The sequence below is a fragment of the Streptomyces sp. NPDC037410 genome (assembly GCF_055602235.1).
Map to the genome: position 1 here is coordinate 62,135 of NZ_JBVJWR010000029.1, position 16,823 is coordinate 78,957.

The following is a 16,823-nucleotide window of genomic DNA, read 5'->3' on the forward strand; positions in this document are numbered from 1 at the left end:
TCATCCTTCTGTCGCTGTCCTTCTCGCGCGTTCCTTGCGTTGGGCGGCGAGTACGTCGGGGTGGCGGGCGTTGGTGTTGCGCCGGCGCAGGTAGCGGTGCAGTGCCTGGGTTTGCGCGGGGTGGCTGCGGTGGTGGGAGTCGGCCAGGGTGAACTGCCGCAGCGGGCCGACGTGGGCCTCGATCGGGTTGGCCCAGGAAGCGTAGGTCGGGGTGAAGCACAGCTCGACCTTGTTCTTCTTCGCCCAGCGGCGGATGTCCGCGCCGGTGTGGGCGGAGAGGTTGTCCAGGATGATGTAGACGGGGGCGCCGTCGGGTCGGGCGGCGCGGATCGGCTTGAGCGCGGCCAGGGTGTCGGCGGTGCCCTTGCGGTGGCGGTTGACGCCCCACAAGCGGTCGTCGCCCACGGAGTAGCAGCCGTGGAAGTAGGTGACGCCGTGGGTGCGGCGGTAGGTCGCCGGCTGCCGGTTGGGCTTGCCCTGAGTCTGCGTACACGGACAGGCTCAGCCACCGCGCCTCCAGCGATCGGATCGGACGTCACCGCACATCCAGCCGTCGCGACCACCGACCCGGCGAACCTTCCCGGTCAGAGCACTAGGCGACGGCGGTGCCGATCAGGGCCAGTGCCCCGGCGGACGACACCGCCAGGACTGCGGTGCGGGCCGTGGTGGGGGTCAGGCGGGAGGACACGGTCATGCCGGTCGCCGCGCCCGCCGCGAGTGCGGCCACGGTGGGCCAGGGTGGGAGGACGAAGCCCAGGAGGACGGCGGTTGCCACGTTCTGCGCCAGGAAGAAGACGTGCATCGTGGCGCGGGTCTCGCGGCCCGGCCAGCCCGCGTTGGCCGCGTACAGGCCGATCGGCGGTCCGCCCACTCCGCCGATGACGTTCAGTGCCGCGCTGGCCATCCCCGTGAGCCAGGCGCCGGCCGGCTGTTGCAGGAAGGGTGAGCGTACGCCCCGGGCCAGGAGCGCCACCCCCGCCAGCACCCCGCACCCGGTGGCGACCGACAGCACCCGGGTGTCAAGACCCCGCAGCAGCCAGGCCACCACCGGCATCCCGACCAGGGCCGGTACCAGCAGCCGTCCGGCGTCGCGGGGGCGGGCGTGCCGCCAGCCTCGGGACAGCGGCAGCACCGACGCCAGTACGGCGAGCAGCAGCACCGTCGGGACGCCCCGGTGCGGACCGAGCACCGCGACCAGAGCCGGGGCCGCCACCAGGGAGAAGCCCATCCCGGTCGCCGCCTGCGCGAACGCGCCCACGGCGACCGCCGCCAGCGCCAGCGCGTAGAGACCGTTCACGCGGCACCGTCCAGCGTGTAGCGCCGCTGGAACCACAGGGCCACCGCCATCAGCGCCGCCGGGACGACGGTGAAGCCGACCAGCAGCGCGCCCAGCGCCGTACCGGGCTGGGCCACGGGCTCTGCGGCGGTGCTGGAGACGAACCCGCCCAGGGCCAGGACCGCCGAGTACAGGTAGGGGCCGGTCGCCGTCCCCGTCGCCTCCGTCGCGGTCCATATCCCCGTGTACGCCCCCGCTTTCGACGAACCCACCGCCGCGACGGCGTCCGGCACCATCGAGAACGCGAACAACTGGAGCCCCGCGAAGGCCACGCCCATCACCATCACCACACCGGCCGTGACCGCGACCCCGCGCGCCCCGTCGAACGAGGCCCCCGGCAGCAGCGCCAGCGAGCCCACGGCGAACACGACCTGCGCCAGGAGCAGTCCGCGCTGTTTCCCCCACCGCCGCGACCAGGCCGTCCAGACCGGGCCCGCGAACAGCGCCGGTGCGAGGAACAGGCCCATGAACAGCGCGGTGAGCCGCGGCTCGTCGAAGAGGTACGCGGTGACGTACGGCAGCGCGGCCAGGAACAGGTGCGCGGGCCGACGGGGGCGGCGGTCGCGGTGGGGTTGGTGGTGGGGGCGGTGGTCGCCCTGGCGGCAGTGGCCGCGCGGGTCGCCCGGCGGACGCCCGCCCTGATCTCGCGCGGCAGATCGGCGACGTACCGGTCGAAGTCGATGCGCATCATCGGCCTCTTGTCCCCCCACCTGCGCACGGCGGCGGCCCGTGCGCGCTCGACCGCGGCCCGCTGGGCCTCCTGCGGCGGCAGGGCGTACCGGCCTCCGAGGCAGGCCGCGGCCAGCTTGGCCTGCGCCTCGACGACCGGCAGCGCCGCGCCGGTGGACTGCATCAGGCCTACGAAGGCGAGCGTCGGGTCGGCGAGGTGGAAGACCCGCTGGTACAGCGGCATCGCCTCGGGGTCGTCGCCCAGCCACTCGCGGTCGAGGAAGGGCAGGGTGACCCGGTAGCCGGTCGCCCACACGATCACGTCGACGTCCTCGGCGGTGCCGTCGGTGAAGACCACCCGGCCGCCGTCGAGCCGTTCGACGCCGGGCCGGGCGACGACCTCGCCGTGGGTGAGCCGGTGCAGGATCGTGTCGCTGATCGTCGGATGGTTCTAGAACAGACCCCCGGCCGGGCGCGGCAGTCCGTACCCCTGCGGCGTGCCCACCGCGAGCCGCAGCACGGTCTGCGCGACCGTCTGCCGGATGCGCCACGGCAGCACGGCGAGGGCTCCGCCGGTCGCGTCGGCGGGGCGGCCGAAGAGGTACTTGGGGACGATGTGCGTGCCGTGCCGGGCCGACAGCAGCACCGGGCCCCGGGAGACGTACGAGGCGTCGACCGCGAGGTCCATGGCCGAGTTGCCCATCCCGACGACGAGCACCCGCCGCCCGGCGAAGACGTCCGGGCTCCGGTAGTCGTGGGCGTGCATCTGCGTGCCGTCGAAGGTGCCGGGGTAGGCGGGGCTGGGCCACTTCGGGTACCGGTTGTGGCCGTTGGCGACGACCACGGCGTCGTACTCGTGTGTGACGGCGTCGACCGGGGACTCGCCCTCAGTGACACCACCGACCGTGGCCTCGCCCCGCGCGACCCCGCCGACCGTGGCCTCGCCCCGCGCGACCCCGCCGACCGCGACCTCGCCCCGCGCGACCCCGCCGACCGCGACCTCGCCCCGCGCGACCCCGCCGACCGCGACCTCGCCCCGCGCGACCTCGCCCCGCGCGACCCCGCCGACCGCGACCTCGTCCCGCGTGACCTCCCCGACCGTGGCCTCGTCCCGTACAACCCCGGCGACCGTGAGCTCCCATGCCGGGCCCACGCGCCGCACCGAGGTGACCTCGCTGCTGAAGCGGATGCGTCCGGTGATCCCGAAGGCATCGGCGTACTCGGCGAGGTAGCCCGCGACCAGCGCCGCCGACGGGAAGTCCGGCCACGCCTCGGGCATGGGGAAGTCGGCGAACTCGGTGCGCTTCCTGCTGGTGTTGAGGTGCAGGCTGTCGTACGCCGGAGAGTCGCCGCCGCCGTCGTCCCCCGCCCACAGGCCGCCGGGGCGCGTGCCCCGCTCCAGGACGGTGACGTCCAGCCCCTCGTCGAGCAGTGCCTTGGCCGCGGCCAGTCCGGCCGCCCCGGCGCCGATCACCGCCACCCTCGTCGCGCCCATACCCGGTTCTCCCTTCGCCCCTACGTTCGCCGCTGTGTGCGAGGGCGCTCATTCAATCGAATGATGGAGAGCTGCGCAATCGTCTCTGACCTGCGTCTTTCTTCTCCAACAGCTGATTGAATGCGAGCGGACGCGTCCGGTAGTCTCGGGCGCATGAGCAGCCGGCCCGACGACGGACACAGTCGCGAACGCATCCTGGCGGCCGCCACCCGGCTGTTCGCCGAGCGCGGTTACGACGCCACCAGTACCCGCGCGATCGGCGAGGCCGTGGGGCTCAACATCGCCACGGTCGCGTACCACGTCGGCGCCAAGCCCGAGCTGTACCGCGCCGTGATGCGCCGCGCCCACCTGGCCCAGCGGGAAGCCGTCACCGCCGCGCTGCACCGCCTCGACGCCTGCGGCCCTTCGCCGCGCGAGACCCGCGCCGCACTCCTCGACTTCGTCGACGCCTATCTGGCCTTCTGCCTCGACCACCCCGAGGTCCCGGCTCTGTGGATGCGGCGCTGGCTCGCGGAGGGCAGCGAACTCACCGAGATCGAGACCGAGTTCGCGGGCCCGCTCGTCGCCGAGGTCGCCGACGCCGTCCGCACGGTCCTCGACCGCGCCGGTCTCGGCGCCGGAGCCGACATCGAACTGCTCGTCTTCACCCTCGTGTGGACCGCTCACTCCTTCGGCCAGGCCGGCATCATCGACGCCGCGGGCCGGCGGCTCGGCCCCCACGACCTCCCCACCCTCGACCGCTTCCGCCGCCACCTCCACGCCGTCGTCACCGCGGTCCTGGACCGCGAGCCCTGACGGACAGGACGCCCCCGGTCAAACGAACACCCGGGCGACACGAGCACGGACCGCACGCAGGCCGCGCCGCATCCCGGCGGCCACCGGGAACCACATCACCACGCGCGCGGGAGCCCCCGTATGCGCACCCTCGTCACCGCGAGCCACGTCATCGGTTACGACTCCCGCGCCGACGACCACGTCTGATCCGGGACGGCCAGGTCGTCTACGAGGACACCCGGATCGTCCACGTCGGCCACGGATACGACCCCGCCGACTGCGACGAGGTGATCGACGCCGGGCTCGCGCTCGTCGGCCCCGGCTTCGTCGACCTGGACGCGACATGGCGGCGGTCGCCGACAGCGCCGCCCGCTTCGGCCTGCGCATGTACCTCGGCCCCAGCAACGCGCGGGCGTCCCCGTCGTCACGCCCGACGGGACCCGCACCCTCCACTGGCGGCCCGAACGCGGGGACGCCGGGCTGGCCGAAGCGATCCGGTTCGTACGCGACTTCGACGGCGCCCGCGCCCTGGGCCGCGACGACCTCGGCAGGCTCGCCCCCGGAGCCCTCGCCGACCTGCTCGTCGTCCGCCTCGACGCACCCCGCACCGGCCCGGTCGCCGGAGCCGACGATCCGGCCTCGCCGTGCGCGTCGGCGCAGGAGGTCGGGGTTCAGGCGTTGATGCCGACGGAGGAGACGTAGGCGTAGGCGTTGTAGTCCGAGTCGAGGTCGGAGATGACGTCGTCCCAGATCTCGTCGACGAGGTTGGCGTCGCGGGTGGCCCAGGCGTCGACGAGGTCGGACCAGATGTAGCGGACGGTGACGGTACGGGTGGTCAGGTCGCGCCGGTACTTCGCCTCCACCCGCGTCTGGTCGACGGGGTAGATCTCCATCCGGCGGCCGCGGCCCTGGTTGTCGAGGTGTTTGACCAGCCAGCCCGAGCGGATCAGGTTCTCGCGGCGGCGGTGCCAGTACGCCGCGTCGATCCGCTCCCGGCTCGCCCCGGTCGGGGAGACCTGGCCCTTCGACCTCATCCACGAGCGGATCGTACGGGCGGAGATGCCCTGGGTCTTCAGCTCGGCGCGGCCTGCGGGGCTGTCGAGGTAGCGCAGGCGGGCCGCCAGGCCGCGGCGGGTGGTGACGGGTGAGGCGATGCCGGAGGTGTGGACGATGCGGTTGAGTTCCAGGATCAGGGCCTCGCCGCCCTTCATCCCGTTCACGTCCGTCTTCTGCCACTGGCCCCAGCGGGACCACAGGTCCGGCGAGCCGGCCATCAGCGCCTACCTCCGAGGATGTAGGTGTCCTTCTCCTTGACCTCGTTCAGGTTCCGGCCCTCCTGGAACACCGCACGCCAGTCGCCGGTGACGTGGAGTTCGTCGGTGCCGGAGATCTCCACGACCCGCAGTCCGGCCCGGTGCGCCTTGTGGGCCTTCATCCACAGGTTCGCGAACGCCTTCGAGCGGATGATGTGCATCCAGTCCGGCCGGCGGATCTCCCGGTTGGAGCTCGACTCCCCGATCGTGGAGACGAACTTGGAGTACATGGCCTTCACGTAGGCGACGGTGAGCTCGTCGCCCTCCGCCAGCGCGGACTTGCGGACTTCCGCGAGCGCGCGGCGCATCTTCTCCAGCAGCGCCTCCGTGGCTCCGGAGACGAGGGAGCGGTGGATCACCGGGGAGTCCGCGAGGCCCTGGTCGGCGCAGTCGAGAAGGAGGCGGAGGGTGGATTCCGACACCCACAGCTCCCCCGGTTCCATGCGGTTGCCCAGGGGGTTGGGCAGGTCCGTGTGGTCCCAGTCGGCGGGGGTGATCAGGTGGACGCCGGCCTTCTTCGGATCGTGGACGCCGCTGATGTCCTCCCGGAGCTGACCGATCGGCAGCCACGCCTTGAGCGCGGACAGGTAGGCCGCGTTCATGTCGAGCGCGGTCACCTCGATCTTCTCGCCCTTCTTCGCCGCCGCCACGAGGGCCGCGTTGCGCCACTTCGGGCGGCCCTCCCAGATCTCGTCCGCGCCCTTCTGCGACTTCTTCCTCAGGATGTCCTGCGTCGGCGGGAACTCCGAGTGCTCGTAGCGGCCGCCCACCCGGGCCGCCTTCAGCAGCGCCATCACATCCGGGATCGCCCTCTTGATCAGCTCCGCCTGCGCGGCGTCGACCTCACCCTCGCATTCGGCCAGGACGTCGTGGACGCGGTCCGTGATCTGCTCGACGAGGGTGTCGGAGGCGTACGCGGGGGTCTTGTGTCCCGCAGCGGCGGGGGCTGCGGCCGCCGGGGCCGTCGGCGGTTCCGCGAAGGACGGAACCTGTGGCGGTTCGGCCGGAACGTCGGGGGTCTCGGCGGGCGGGAGCGCGGCCGCGACGGCCGCGGCGCACTCCTCGGCGCTCAGATGCTGCGGGAAGCCGTCGAGTTCGTGCGGGGCGGGCTGCCCGCACAGTACGCACAGCCCCAACGACTCCTGCACCACGGTCTCGACCGGGGACGGCGAGGTCGGGGAGGTCTGGCGTACGGGAGACACGGTCAGCGCGCCGGGCTGGAGGCTCTGGGCCGCGCCGTGCAGGACACCGACCGCGTGCGTCGGCCCGGCCAGCAGGTCGAGGACGGCCAGACCGTAGTGCGCGGCCAGCAGGTCGACGTCCTCAAGGGACCAGTGCGCGCCACCGGACTGCTTGCGGGACACCTGGGCCTGGGACAGGCCGAGCCCGGCGGCCAGGTCGCCCTGCCGCTCCCCCGACCGCGACATCAACGCCGCCACCGTCAGCCTGAGGATCTCTTCCGTACCCAACACGCATGCCACTCTATCAATCTGCATACGTAAGACGCATACCTGATGTGAAATCGACCCCGTTCGGGTGTGTCCGGTCGATCGTCTGGCGTCGGCGGGCGGAGAGGCGGAGAAGTTGCTTGTGCCCGGCTGTTCTCCTGCAGTGGGCTGTCGCCCATGACGAAGAGAACTGTGGCGACAGTGACCGCGGCCCTGGCCGTGGCGGCCGTTGTGGCGTCGGGTGTGCGGGGGCAGGGTGCGATGGCAGTCGAGTCCGGTACCGAAGGCTCCACTGTGCTGCGCGGAGTGGACCTGGACACGGTGACGATCCCCGAGTTGCAGGCACGCATGAAGGGCGGGTCCCTGACCTCGTCGGCGTTGACCCGGGCGTACCTCCAGCGGATCAAGGCTGTCGACCCGAAGATCAACGCGGTGCTGCGCACCAGCCCCACGGCCCTGAGTCAGGCCGCCGCCAGTGATCTCCGGCATCGCCTCGGGAAGGTCCGTGGCCCGCTCGACGGCATTCCCGTCCTGCTGAAGGACAACGTGAACACCCGCGACATGCCGACGACGGCCGGATCGCTGGCACTGGCCGGAAGCCCGCCGGACACGGACGCGGAGCTCGTCGGGAGGCTGCGTGCGGCCGGGGCGGTGATCCTCGGCAAGACCAACATGTCGGAGTGGGCCAACTTCCGTGCGGCGAGGCCGACATCGGGTTGGTCGGCGGTGGGAGGGCAGACGCACAACCCGTACGTCCTGGACCGCAACCCCTGCGGATCGTCCTCCGGTTCGGCCGCCGCCATCGCCGCGTCCCTGGCGCAGGTGGCGATCGGCACCGAGACGGACGGCTCCATCGTCTGCCCGGCCGGGATGAACGGGGTCGTCGGGCACAAGCCCAGCCTCGGGCTGGTCAGTCAGTCCGGCGTCGTCCCGATCTCCGCCGAGCAGGACACGGCCGGCCCCATGGCACGCAACGTCATCGACACCGCGATCACCCTCGCGGTCCTCAGCGGTGACGGCACCCCGGTGGCGCGCCCCGGTGGTCTGCGCGGCAAGCGGATCGGACTGTGGCGGCTGCCTTCGCTCGGCGCCGGAGTGGACGCCCTGATGACCCGGACCGCGGCCCGGCTGCGTGCCGCCGGTGCCGAGGTCGTCGAGGTGACACCGCCGTATCAGGACAGGCTCGCCGAACTCGAGTTCCCGGCCCTGCTGAGCGAGTTCCACCGGGACATCGACGCCTACCTCGCGTCCCGTAACGGTCCTCGCGACCTCGCCGCACTGATCGAGTTCAACCGCACGCACCCGGCCGAACAGACCTGCTTCGCCGGCCAGGAGCTCTTCGAGCAGGCCCTGGCCGCGCCGTCGACCAGGGACCCGCACCATCAGGCCATGCGCGCCGAGCTGAGCGACCTGTCCCGGCGGTCCATCGACGAGACCATGGCGGAGTACGGCCTGGACGCCATCGCCTCCCCGGCGAACCCGCCCGCCTGGACGACCGGCTGCGCACGGGGCGACAACGACGTGATCCCGTCCTCCACCCCGGCCGCCGTCGCCGGGTACCCCTCCCTGTCCGTACCCGCCGGCTTCGTCGGCGAGTTGCCGGTCGGCCTGCTCCTCATGGCCGGCGACCGGCAGGACACCGCCCTGCTGTCGCTGGGGGCGGCGGTCGAGCGGCGGCTCGGCGCCTGGCACGCACCGCGGTATCTGCCCTCGGTCTCCTCCGGCACCATCGGCTAGTCCTGTGGTGAAAGTGCTGGTCACTGCCGTTGCCATGGGCGGAGTTTGTCCGGGTTGCGTACCGCCCAGATGCGGGTGATCCGGTCGTCGGTGGAGACCTCGAACGCGAAGACCGTCTCGATCCGGCCTTCTGACTCCACCGCCAGGCCCGGCAGTCCGTTGACCGGGGTCTCCAGGATGGTCCGGGGCGGGGCGAGGCGGGCGATCATCAGGTAGAGGCGGGCGATCCGTTCCGCGCCCTCCAGCGGCTGCAGGTGGGCGACGGCGCGGCCGCCGCCGTCGGAGACCGCGGTCGCGGCCGGGTCGAGCACACCGATCAGCGCTTCGATGTCCAGCGCCTCCCAGGCCTCCTTGAACCGGCGCACGACGCCCGCCTGCCGGGTGGCCGTCGGGCCCGCATCGGCTCGCGTGGCGGCGAGGCGGCGGCGGGCCGATGAGGCCAGTTGGCGGCAGGCCGCCGGGGTGCGGCCGACGATCTCGGCCACCTCGGCGAACGGGTAGCGGAAGACGTCGTGCAGGACGAACGCGACGCGTTCCGCCGGGGTCATCGCCTCGAACACGACCAGGAACGCCATCGTCACCGACTCGTCGAGGGTGATCCGGTCGGCCGGGTCCGCGCCTGCGCCGCCCGCGGCCCCGGCCGTCCACCCGTCCCCGCCGGGCAGCGGCTCCGGGATCCACTCGCCGACGTACGTCTCCCTGCGCGTGCGCGCCGAGCCCAGCACGTTCAGGCAGATGCGGCCGGCCACCTTCGTCAGCCAGGCGCCCGGCGACTCGACGGCCTCCTGCTCCGCCCGCGACATCGCGTACCAGCGGGTGTACGTCTCCTGGACCGCGTCCTCCGCGTCGGCCAGCGATCCAAGGAGACGGTAGGCGAGATTGAGCAGCTGCCGGCGCTCGCTCATGATCACGTTCAGGCCCGCGTCCCGCTGTTCGTCCGGCTGCCCGTGCTTCTGTCGTGACTCGGGGGTCATGCGCTCTCCGGCTCCTCGTTTCGTTCCTTCTCCATGACGACAGAACAGCGCGGCGGAATGTGAGGTCCGCGGCTCGCCTCACATTCGGCGGGGCTGCGTTGTCGGACTCGTGCACACCGGGAACGCCCTTCACAGGACAGGACTCCGACCATGAACGACTTCCAGTCGATCGCCGACCGCGTCGAGATCGAGGCGCTGCGCGGCGAGTTCACCGATGCCGCGATGATGCGCGACCGTACCCGCCTCGCCTCGCTGTTCACCCCCGACGCCGTTCTGCGCATGCCCAACGTCCCCGTCGAGTTCGTCGGCCGGGAGGAGATCAGGACCGGGGGCGAACGCCTGCAGGAGCAGTGGGACTTCTTCGTGCAGAACAGCCACCCGGGCACGATCCGGATCGACGGCGACACCGCCACCGGGCGCACCTACATGCAGGAGGTCGCGCGCCTGCTCGACGGCCGCTCGGGCATGAACTTCGCCGTCTACCACGACACCTACCGGCGTACGGAGGAGGGTTGGAGGTTCGCCGAGCGGGTCTACGAGGTCCGGTACGTCGACACCACCCCGCTGGTCGGCTCCGCGCCCGCCGGCTCCGGTGAGGCCGAGATGCCGGAGACGCGGGCGGGCGACGACTTCAGCGCTCCGGCCTCCGCCGAAACCCTTGACCGTACGATCGCGGCGCTGCGTGCCAACGGGTTCACCGCCGAACTCCTCGACGACGCCGAAGCCGCCCGCGCCCGCGTCAAGGACCTGATCCCGGCGGCCGCGACCGTCTTCACCGGGGCCAGCGAGACGCTTCGGCTGTCCGGCATCGAGAAGGACATCGAGGCGGGCGACCGCTACGAGGCCATCCGGCCGCGGGTCCTGACGATGGACCGCGCCACCGAGGCCGACGAGATCCGGCGGCTCGTGGCCACCCCCGACGTCTTCGTCGCCAGCGTCGGCGCCGTCACCGAGACCGGCTCACTCGTCATCGCCTCCGGCAGCGGCAGCCAGCTCCCCGCCTCCGCCGGCGGCGCCGCGCGGGCGATCTGGGTCGTCGGGGCGCAGAAGGTGGTGCCCGACCTGGACATCGCGCTGCGCCGCGTCCAGGAGCACGCCCTGGTGCTGGAGAGCGAGCGCGCTCTGGCGGCCTACGGTCGGCCGAGCGCGGTCAACCGTCTCCTCGTCCTCAACGCCGAGCCGCAGCCCGGCCGCGGCACGGTCCTGCTGCTGCGCGAGGCCATCGGGTTCTGAGTGCGTTTCGGACCCGAAGCCGCCCGGGTCGGCCATCCGCCGACCCGGGCCGAAGGGACCGCTCCGGGAGGCATCTGACGCACTCTCAGCCGCGACGACGCCGAGTGCGGGAGTCACCACATCGTCCGGCGTGCGTTTGACATCCACCGAGGGCCCGTCAAAAGTGCTTTTCAGATGATGTCAGACAATCTGGACAGGAGTCAGGAATGCGCTTGTACACCGGCCGTGGGCGCCGTGGCCTCATCGTGCCCGCACTGGCCGCGGCTTTGGCCATGCCCTTGCTTTCCGCAACCTCCGCTGCGGCATGTTCCACCGGGACGGTCAGCCGCACCGGTGGGGTCGTCACGTTCGAAGCGCGGCCGGGTGTGAACAACCAGGTCACCTTCTACGTCGCCACCGCCCCGCTCCTGCGGGTGTCCGACCCGGCCGGGATCACCGCGGGCCCCGGCTGCACCCAGACCAGCCCGCGCACGGCGACCTGCGGAGAGATCTCCGGTATCACCTCCGTCCACGCCGACGGCGGCGACGGTGACGACCGGCTCGCGGCCGGCGCGGACCTGAACATCCCCGTGGACTTCAACGGCGGCCCCGGCCAGGACATCCTCGTCGGAGGCACCGCCGACGACCACCTGGCGGACCCCGACGGCTGGCTCTCCAGGCCCGACCGGGCCACCTTCCGCGGCCTCGCGGGCAATGACGTCATCATCAGCCGCAACGGCGGCTTCGACCGCGTCGAGTGCGAGGGCGGCACCGACGACGTCGTCACGGCGGACGTCACCGCCCTCGACCAGGTCACGAACACCTGCGAGACGATCGACCGCGGTTGACGCCGGACCGGCGAGGACCGTAACGGGCCATGCCCTACGGCGGACCGGCCGGTGGCCGACGGCCCCGTCGTCACTTCCCGGGCCGGGTCACCGCTGGGCGGTGGCGGTGGCTCAGGCCGGCCACCGCCAGGGTGGTCAGGACGACGATGCCCGCCGTCTCGACCGCGAGGGTGGGGCGTACCAGGTCCGCGTCACTCGACTCCTCGAAGCCGAACAGGCCTGTGGTGAGGCTGAGGAACAGCGCGCCGAGGGTGCCCGCCGTGAACAGCGCGGTGGCGGTGGCGACCAGGGCGACCCAGCGGTACGGCGTGACGAGCAGCGCCACGGCGAGGAGGCACCCGAGGATGCCGTTCAGCAGGAACAGGGGGCCGATGGTGGCCAGGTCGCGGTAGCCGTCGGCCCACAGGCTGAGGTGGATGGCGCCCATCGTCGCTGTGAGGCCCGCGGCGGCCAGCCGCAGCACGAGCACGGCGGCGCGGCGGGTCCGGTCAGTAACCATTGCCGGGAGAGGTCGGAGTGGTCGGCGAGGTGGGGGTGCTCGGCTGGTTGACGGGGGTACCGGCCACCGTGATCTCGGTCTTCATGCCCAGGTCCTTGTGTCCGTCGACCGGGCAGTAGATCTCGTACTTCCCCGACTTCAGGTTCACCGTGAGGGTGGTGGACTCGCCCGGGGAAACGGTGCTGGAGCGGTTCTCACCGCCCGGCCCCTCGACCTCCAGGGCGTGGTCGTGCTTCCCGGTGTTCGTCGCGACGAAGGCGTACGTGCCGGGGGTGAAGGTCTTCTGGGACAGCGTGATCCTGAAGTCGGCCAGGTCCGTGGTCACCCGGGTCGTGCCCGCGGGGACCGTGCTGTTCTGGGTGGGGGGCGGTGTGGTGGTTCCGCTGCTCGAACCGCCGCCGTTGCCGCCTCCGCATGCGGCCAGGAGGCCTGCCAGCCCGGCGGCCGACAGGGCGAGCAGCGCGCGCGTACGTGGTTCCCTCATCGTTCTGTCCTCCGGATCGGTTCTCCGGTTCGGTCTTCCGGTTCGGTCTTCCACAGGGGGTACGGCGCCGGGCCGCGCCGGGATTGCGGGTCCGGGCGGACAATGGGCGGAGGCGATCCCTTCGGGGACGTCGTACGTATCCACGAGTGTGGGACGCATGGGCCTTCCGCTGGAGCGGGTTCCCGACGAGGCGCTGCTCTCCGGTCTCGCCACGGGCGATCCGGAGATCGCAGTGGCGTTCGTGCGCCGTTTCCAGCGCTCGGTCTACGGCGTGGCCGTCGCCGTCCTCGGCGATCCGCGCCTCGCCGAGGACGTGGCCCAGCAGACCTTCGAGCGGGCGTGGCGGCACGCCCAGGTGTACGACGGCCGGCGCGGATCCGTACGGACCTGGCTCACGGCCATCGCGCACAACCTGGCGATCGACGCGGTCCGGGCCCGCCGCGCGACCCCGGTGGCGCCGGAGGACCTGGAGGCGCTGGTCGGGATCGTGTCGGAGACCCCGGAGCGGCGCGCGCTCGCCGACGACGCGGCCGAGCGGGTCCGGCGGGCGGTGGCGGCGCTGCCCCGGGAGCAGGCGCGGGCGCTGGTGATGGCCGGGATCTACGGGATGACGGCGCGGGAGGTCGCCGCCTTCGAGGGTGTGCCGCTGGGCACGGCGAAGACGCGGATCAGGACCGGGACGATCAAGGTGCGGGCGCTCCTGGAGAGCGAGGGGACGCGGTGAGCGGCATGGACTGCGAGCGGCTGCGTGAGGACGGCGCCGAGCTGGCGCTCGGGGTCCTTCCCGCGCGCGAGCGGGCCGAGGCGGTGGCCCACCTGGACCGCTGCCCGGACTGCCGGGCGTACGTGGCGCGCCTGACGGCGGTCGGGGACGGGCTGCTCGGGCTGCTGCCGGGGACGGAGCCTCCGGTGGGGTTCGAGAGCCGGGTGGTACGGGCGATGGTCCCCGCGACCGAAGCGCCCGCCCCCGCACCCGAAGCGCCCGCCGCCCCTCCCTTGTCCCTTGAGGCGGCCCGGCGCCGTGGGCGAACGCATCGCTTCCGGATCGCGGCGGCGGGCGTTGCCACGGCGGTGGCCTTCGGGTTCGGCGGCTGGGCGGTCGGGACCGTGGTGGAGAGCGCACCCCGGGTGGTCGCTCCGTCGCCGCACGTCATCGAGGCGGCGCTGGTCTCCCCGGACCCGGCCGGGAACAGCCGGGAGGTGGGCCGGATCTTCGCTCACCCGGCGGACGCCACGGGCGGGAGCGGCTGGGTGTACATGTCGGTCGACCTGGGTGACGGACCGGTGCCCGACGGCCCGGTGCGGTGCCTCCTCGTGCGGGCCGACGGGTCCTCCGTGTCGCTCGGCTCCTTCCCGGTCCGCGCCGGTTACGGCTATTGGGGCGCCCCGGCCCCCGTGGACGCCGGCACCCTCACCGGCGCCCGCCTGGTCGCCGCCGACGGCACGGTCCTGGCGACGGCGCACTTCGGCGGAGCCGGCGGGACCGCGGCGGGGCCGGCGGCGACCTCAGGACTCTTCGGCGCCGGCCACGCGGTGGCGCAGGTAGACGACTCCTGAGCCGAAGGTGCGGGTCTCGACGAGTTCGAGATCCACCCGGCGTTCGCTCCGGGGAAAGTACGGGATGCCGCCGCCGACCAGCACCGGGTAGACCATCGTCCGGTACTCGTCGATCAGGCCCAGCGCCGCCGCCTCTGCGGCGAGGGTCGCGCCGCCGATCGCGATGTCGCCCTCCCCCGGCTCGGCCCGCAGCCGCTCGATCTCCTCCGCCACGCTGCCGGAGGCCAGCCGGGCATGGCCCTGCACCGTCGACAGCGTGGTGGAGAACACGACCTTGGGGAGCGGCTTCCAGAGCGCGGCCCACTCCAGCTCGTCGGGCGACTGGTCCTGGTCGGCGGTCTCCCAGTACAGCATCGTCTCGTACAGCCGTCGGCCGAGGAGATGGACGCCGACCTCCCGGATCTCGTCGATCCAGTAGCGGAAGACCTCCTCGTCGGGCGCCGTCCAGTCGAAGCTGCCGTCCGGCCCGACGATGTAGCCGTCGAGCGAGACGCCCATCGAGTAGGTCACTCTGCGCATGCGAAGTCCTCCTCCGGAACAGCTCCGACACTACGGCCGCCGACCGCCTGCCGCCTCTCGCCTCGCCGGTCGCCTCAGCAGTAGAGGTTGCCGCCGGGCGCCACCCCCAGGATTCCGGTGAACCGGTTGTACGCGTCCACGCGGCTCTGCACCTGCGCGGGATTGCGGCCGTCGCACTCCAGGGAGCCGTTGATGCTGCGGATCGTCTGGCCGAAGCCGGCGCTGTTGACCATCGCGTTGTGCGGGGTCATCGTGCCGGGGCCGGACTGGGTGTTCCAGTACCAGAGGCCGCTCTTCCAGGCGACGGCCGCGTCGCGCTCGACGCGGTACGGGTCGTTCAGGAGGTCGATGCCGAGGGCGTCGCCCGCCGCCTTGTAGTTGAAGTTCCAGCTGAGCTGGATGGGACCGCGGCCGTAGTACGCGGCCTGGCCGGCCGGGCAGCCGTACGGCTGGCCCCAGTCGCAGTAGTGCGGGTAGTTGGCGGTGTTCTGCTCGACGATGTGGACGAGCCCGCCGGTCTCGTGGTTGACGTTGGCGAGGAACGCCGCGGCCTCCTGCTTCTGCACCGTGTCGCTGCCGGTGTGGGCGAAGCCGGGGTAGGCGCCGAGGGCGGCGACGAGGCCGCTGTACGTGTAGAACGAGTTCCGGTTCGGGAACATCTGGTTGAACTGCGCCTCCGTGACCACGAATCCGGACGGCGTGCCGCCGCCGCTCGCGGGCGCGTTCCACTTCTGGTTCGGCGCGCCGGTGCAGGTCCAGATCTGCAGCCGGGTGGCGTCGGCGCTGTTGTTGTCGCGGACGTCCAGGCACTTGTCCGCGGCCGGGTTGACGATGTCGTGCGCGGCGGTGACCACCCACTGCTGGTTGGCGCCGCCGTTGCAGTCCCACAGCTGGACCGAGGCCCCGCTCGCGGTGCTGCGGTCGACGACGTCCAGGCACTTGCCGAGGGCGCGCAGGGTGCCGTCACCGGGGTTGGACCACCGCTGGGCGCTGGTCCCGTTGCAGGAGTAGAGCTGTACGGCGGTGCCGTTGGCACTGGAGGCGCCTGCCACGTCGACGCACTTGCCGGCGAGGCCGGTGATCGAGCCCTCGGCGGCGTGGGCGGGCGCGACGGTGAACAGGGCGGAGAGGACGGCGGAGAGAACCGCGGAGAGGACGACGAGGACGGGGAGCGAACGGGCGCGCTGACGGCGGCGGGTGCGGAGGGATCGCAGGCTGATGGGCACGCAGAACTCCTTGCCGAGCGGGTCGGCCGGTGGTGGGGGACAAACGGGGTCGTCGTGCGAACCGTGAAACTAGAGGTCTGGACCAGCTTGCGTCAAGAGGTGAAGTAAGTGGTGAGGAAAGGGTGTTGACGACCCTCCCGCTTTTGTCACCGGCGGCTGTCACATTCCCCTGCCGGCGTCCGTCAGTGAGGTGACGCATACCGACACTCGGAAGGACCGCACGATGCTGACCAACATCATGTACGTGACGCTCTACGTCACCGACCAGGACCGCGCGCTGGAGTTCTACACGGAGAAGCTCGGCCTGGAGAAGCGCATCGACTTCCCGAACCCCGGCGGGCGCTTCCTCACCGTGGGCGTCCCCGGCAGCCCCGTGGAGATCCTCCTGTGGGCGCACCCCGCCGCCGCGGGCCAGCCGGCCGAGGCGGGTGCCGCGCCCGGCCCGGTCATCCTCGAATCGGACGACCTGCGGGCGGACTTCAAGGTGTTCCGCGAGCGCGGGGTGGTCTTCGACGAGGCGGAGCCCGAGGACTACGGATTCGGCGTGCGCATCGAGACCGCGGACCCGGACGGCAACCGCATCTCCCTGCGCGAGCGCGGCCGCGCGGGCCGTGACAACGACTGACCACCCGCAGACCGGGTACGGGAGGGGGGGGGGGGGGGGGGGGGGGGGGAGGGGAGGGGGGGGGGGGGGGGGGGGGGGGGGGGGGGGGGGGGGGGGGGGGGGGGGTA

The 16,823-nt window shown here is 72.4% G+C and carries 17 protein-coding genes and 2 pseudogenes; 7 read left to right on the forward strand and 12 right to left on the reverse strand.

What is annotated here, in order from left to right:
- The 5 genes and pseudogenes from ACZ7HT_RS33450 to ACZ7HT_RS33470 all read right to left on the reverse strand — a co-directional run.
- Positions 1-480 (reverse strand): annotated as a pseudogene (locus ACZ7HT_RS33450) (transposase); the annotation flags it as partial.
- Positions 481-592: 112 nt separating this feature from the next.
- The gene (locus tag ACZ7HT_RS33455) at positions 593-1,297 is read right to left on the reverse strand and encodes a TSUP family transporter (protein WP_471172934.1); all 705 of its coding nucleotides are present in this window, start codon (positions 1,295-1,297) and stop codon (positions 593-595) included.
- Positions 1,294-2,046 carry an MFS transporter gene (locus tag ACZ7HT_RS33460; RefSeq protein ID WP_471172937.1) on the reverse strand — a complete coding sequence of 251 codons (753 nt, stop codon included), beginning with the start codon at positions 2,044-2,046 and terminating at the stop codon, positions 1,294-1,296. Before ACZ7HT_RS33460 ends, ACZ7HT_RS33455 begins: the two co-directional genes overlap by 4 nt.
- A pseudogene (locus tag ACZ7HT_RS33465) lies at positions 2,034-2,444 on the reverse strand (flavin-containing monooxygenase); the annotation flags it as partial. The pseudogene ACZ7HT_RS33465 and the gene ACZ7HT_RS33460, both read right to left, overlap by 13 nt.
- Positions 2,445-2,456: 12 nt before the next feature.
- Positions 2,457-3,500, reverse strand: coding sequence for an FAD-dependent oxidoreductase (locus tag ACZ7HT_RS33470; protein WP_471172938.1), 1,044 nt, complete (start codon positions 3,498-3,500; stop codon positions 2,457-2,459).
- A 153-nt stretch (positions 3,501-3,653) separates the two neighbouring features.
- Between ACZ7HT_RS33470 and ACZ7HT_RS33475 the strand changes: the two genes are divergently transcribed.
- Entirely contained in the window at positions 3,654-4,295 is a 642-nt protein-coding gene (locus ACZ7HT_RS33475) for a TetR/AcrR family transcriptional regulator (RefSeq protein WP_471172941.1), read from the forward strand.
- Between the two features lie 650 nt (positions 4,296-4,945).
- Here ACZ7HT_RS33475 and ACZ7HT_RS33480 read toward each other — a convergent pair.
- Together ACZ7HT_RS33480 and ACZ7HT_RS33485 are read right to left on the reverse strand one after the other, a co-directional pair.
- Entirely contained in the window at positions 4,946-5,548 is a 603-nt protein-coding gene (locus ACZ7HT_RS33480; RefSeq protein ID WP_471172943.1) for a hypothetical protein, read from the reverse strand.
- A complete protein-coding gene (locus ACZ7HT_RS33485) occupies positions 5,548-7,059 on the reverse strand; it encodes a helix-turn-helix domain-containing protein (RefSeq protein ID WP_471172945.1) in 1,512 nt (503 codons plus the stop codon). The genes ACZ7HT_RS33480 and ACZ7HT_RS33485 overlap by 1 nt, the downstream gene beginning before the upstream one ends.
- A 153-nt stretch (positions 7,060-7,212) precedes the next feature.
- Between ACZ7HT_RS33485 and ACZ7HT_RS33490 the strand changes: the two genes are divergently transcribed.
- Positions 7,213-8,772, forward strand: coding sequence for an amidase family protein (locus ACZ7HT_RS33490; protein ID WP_471172948.1), 1,560 nt, complete (start codon positions 7,213-7,215; stop codon positions 8,770-8,772).
- 20 nt (positions 8,773-8,792) lie between these two features.
- Here the strand turns inward: ACZ7HT_RS33490 and sigJ are convergent, their stop codons facing one another.
- Positions 8,793-9,746 (reverse strand): RNA polymerase sigma factor SigJ, encoded by a 954-nt coding sequence (gene sigJ / locus ACZ7HT_RS33495; protein ID WP_471172949.1) that lies wholly within the window; start codon positions 9,744-9,746, stop codon positions 8,793-8,795.
- 150 nt (positions 9,747-9,896) lie between these two features.
- Here sigJ and ACZ7HT_RS33500 point away from each other — a divergent pair, with 150 nt between their 5' ends.
- Both ACZ7HT_RS33500 and ACZ7HT_RS33505 read left to right on the forward strand, forming a co-directional pair.
- Positions 9,897-10,979: an LUD domain-containing protein gene (locus ACZ7HT_RS33500; protein ID WP_471172951.1), complete on the forward strand. Its 1,083-nt coding sequence runs from the start codon at positions 9,897-9,899 to the stop codon at positions 10,977-10,979.
- A 365-nt stretch (positions 10,980-11,344) separates the two neighbouring features.
- Entirely contained in the window at positions 11,345-11,806 is a 462-nt protein-coding gene (locus tag ACZ7HT_RS33505; protein ID WP_471172955.1) for a hypothetical protein, read from the forward strand.
- Positions 11,807-11,876: 70 nt separating this feature from the next.
- On the opposite strand, the gene ACZ7HT_RS33510 is transcribed toward ACZ7HT_RS33505, so the two are convergent.
- Entirely contained in the window at positions 11,877-12,305 is a 429-nt protein-coding gene (locus ACZ7HT_RS33510; RefSeq protein ID WP_471172957.1) for a hypothetical protein, read from the reverse strand.
- Positions 12,295-12,789 carry a plastocyanin/azurin family copper-binding protein gene (locus tag ACZ7HT_RS33515; RefSeq protein WP_471172960.1) on the reverse strand — a complete coding sequence of 165 codons (495 nt, stop codon included), beginning with the start codon at positions 12,787-12,789 and terminating at the stop codon, positions 12,295-12,297. The genes ACZ7HT_RS33510 and ACZ7HT_RS33515 overlap by 11 nt, the downstream gene beginning before the upstream one ends.
- A 157-nt stretch (positions 12,790-12,946) precedes the next feature.
- Here ACZ7HT_RS33515 and ACZ7HT_RS33520 point away from each other — a divergent pair, with 157 nt between their 5' ends.
- Both ACZ7HT_RS33520 and ACZ7HT_RS33525 read left to right on the forward strand, forming a co-directional pair.
- Positions 12,947-13,513 (forward strand): RNA polymerase sigma factor, encoded by a 567-nt coding sequence (locus ACZ7HT_RS33520; RefSeq protein WP_471172962.1) that lies wholly within the window; start codon positions 12,947-12,949, stop codon positions 13,511-13,513.
- Positions 13,514-13,518: 5 nt separating this feature from the next.
- Positions 13,519-14,346 carry an anti-sigma factor family protein gene (locus ACZ7HT_RS33525; RefSeq protein WP_471173014.1) on the forward strand — a complete coding sequence of 276 codons (828 nt, stop codon included), beginning with the start codon at positions 13,519-13,521 and terminating at the stop codon, positions 14,344-14,346.
- Here the strand turns inward: ACZ7HT_RS33525 and ACZ7HT_RS33530 are convergent.
- Together ACZ7HT_RS33530 and ACZ7HT_RS33535 are read right to left on the reverse strand one after the other, a co-directional pair.
- On the reverse strand, positions 14,296-14,865 hold the full coding sequence (locus tag ACZ7HT_RS33530; RefSeq protein WP_471172964.1) for a dihydrofolate reductase family protein: 570 nt from the start codon (positions 14,863-14,865) through the stop codon (positions 14,296-14,298). The two genes, ACZ7HT_RS33525 and ACZ7HT_RS33530, sit on opposite strands and share 51 nt — an antisense overlap.
- Before the next feature lie 74 nt (positions 14,866-14,939).
- Positions 14,940-15,986, reverse strand: a complete 1,047-nt coding sequence (locus tag ACZ7HT_RS33535; protein ID WP_471173017.1) for a glycoside hydrolase family 19 protein — start codon at positions 15,984-15,986, stop codon at positions 14,940-14,942.
- 328 nt (positions 15,987-16,314) lie between these two features.
- Here ACZ7HT_RS33535 and ACZ7HT_RS33540 point away from each other — a divergent pair, with 328 nt between their 5' ends.
- Positions 16,315-16,716, forward strand: a complete 402-nt coding sequence (locus ACZ7HT_RS33540; RefSeq protein WP_471172967.1) for a VOC family protein — start codon at positions 16,315-16,317, stop codon at positions 16,714-16,716.
- Positions 16,717-16,823 lie beyond the last annotated feature (107 nt).

Excerpts from the sequence above, each read along its gene's own strand:
- ACZ7HT_RS33470 (WP_471172938.1), bottom strand. The coding sequence starts at position 3,500 with ATGGGCGCGACGAGGGTGGCGGTGATCGGCGCCGGGGCGGCCGGACTG.
- ACZ7HT_RS33475 (WP_471172941.1), top strand. The coding sequence starts at position 3,654 with ATGAGCAGCCGGCCCGACGACGGACACAGTCGCGAACGCATCCTGGCG.
- ACZ7HT_RS33480 (WP_471172943.1), bottom strand. The coding sequence starts at position 5,548 with ATGGCCGGCTCGCCGGACCTGTGGTCCCGCTGGGGCCAGTGGCAGAAG.
- ACZ7HT_RS33490 (WP_471172948.1), top strand. The coding sequence starts at position 7,213 with ATGACGAAGAGAACTGTGGCGACAGTGACCGCGGCCCTGGCCGTGGCG.
- sigJ (WP_471172949.1), bottom strand. The coding sequence starts at position 9,746 with ATGACCCCCGAGTCACGACAGAAGCACGGGCAGCCGGACGAACAGCGG.
- ACZ7HT_RS33500 (WP_471172951.1), top strand. The coding sequence starts at position 9,897 with ATGAACGACTTCCAGTCGATCGCCGACCGCGTCGAGATCGAGGCGCTG.
- ACZ7HT_RS33510 (WP_471172957.1), bottom strand. The coding sequence starts at position 12,305 with ATGGTTACTGACCGGACCCGCCGCGCCGCCGTGCTCGTGCTGCGGCTG.
- ACZ7HT_RS33515 (WP_471172960.1), bottom strand. The coding sequence starts at position 12,789 with ATGAGGGAACCACGTACGCGCGCGCTGCTCGCCCTGTCGGCCGCCGGG.
- ACZ7HT_RS33520 (WP_471172962.1), top strand. The coding sequence starts at position 12,947 with ATGGGCCTTCCGCTGGAGCGGGTTCCCGACGAGGCGCTGCTCTCCGGT.
- ACZ7HT_RS33525 (WP_471173014.1), top strand. The coding sequence starts at position 13,519 with ATGGACTGCGAGCGGCTGCGTGAGGACGGCGCCGAGCTGGCGCTCGGG.
- ACZ7HT_RS33530 (WP_471172964.1), bottom strand. The coding sequence starts at position 14,865 with ATGCGCAGAGTGACCTACTCGATGGGCGTCTCGCTCGACGGCTACATC.
- ACZ7HT_RS33540 (WP_471172967.1), top strand. The coding sequence starts at position 16,315 with ATGCTGACCAACATCATGTACGTGACGCTCTACGTCACCGACCAGGAC.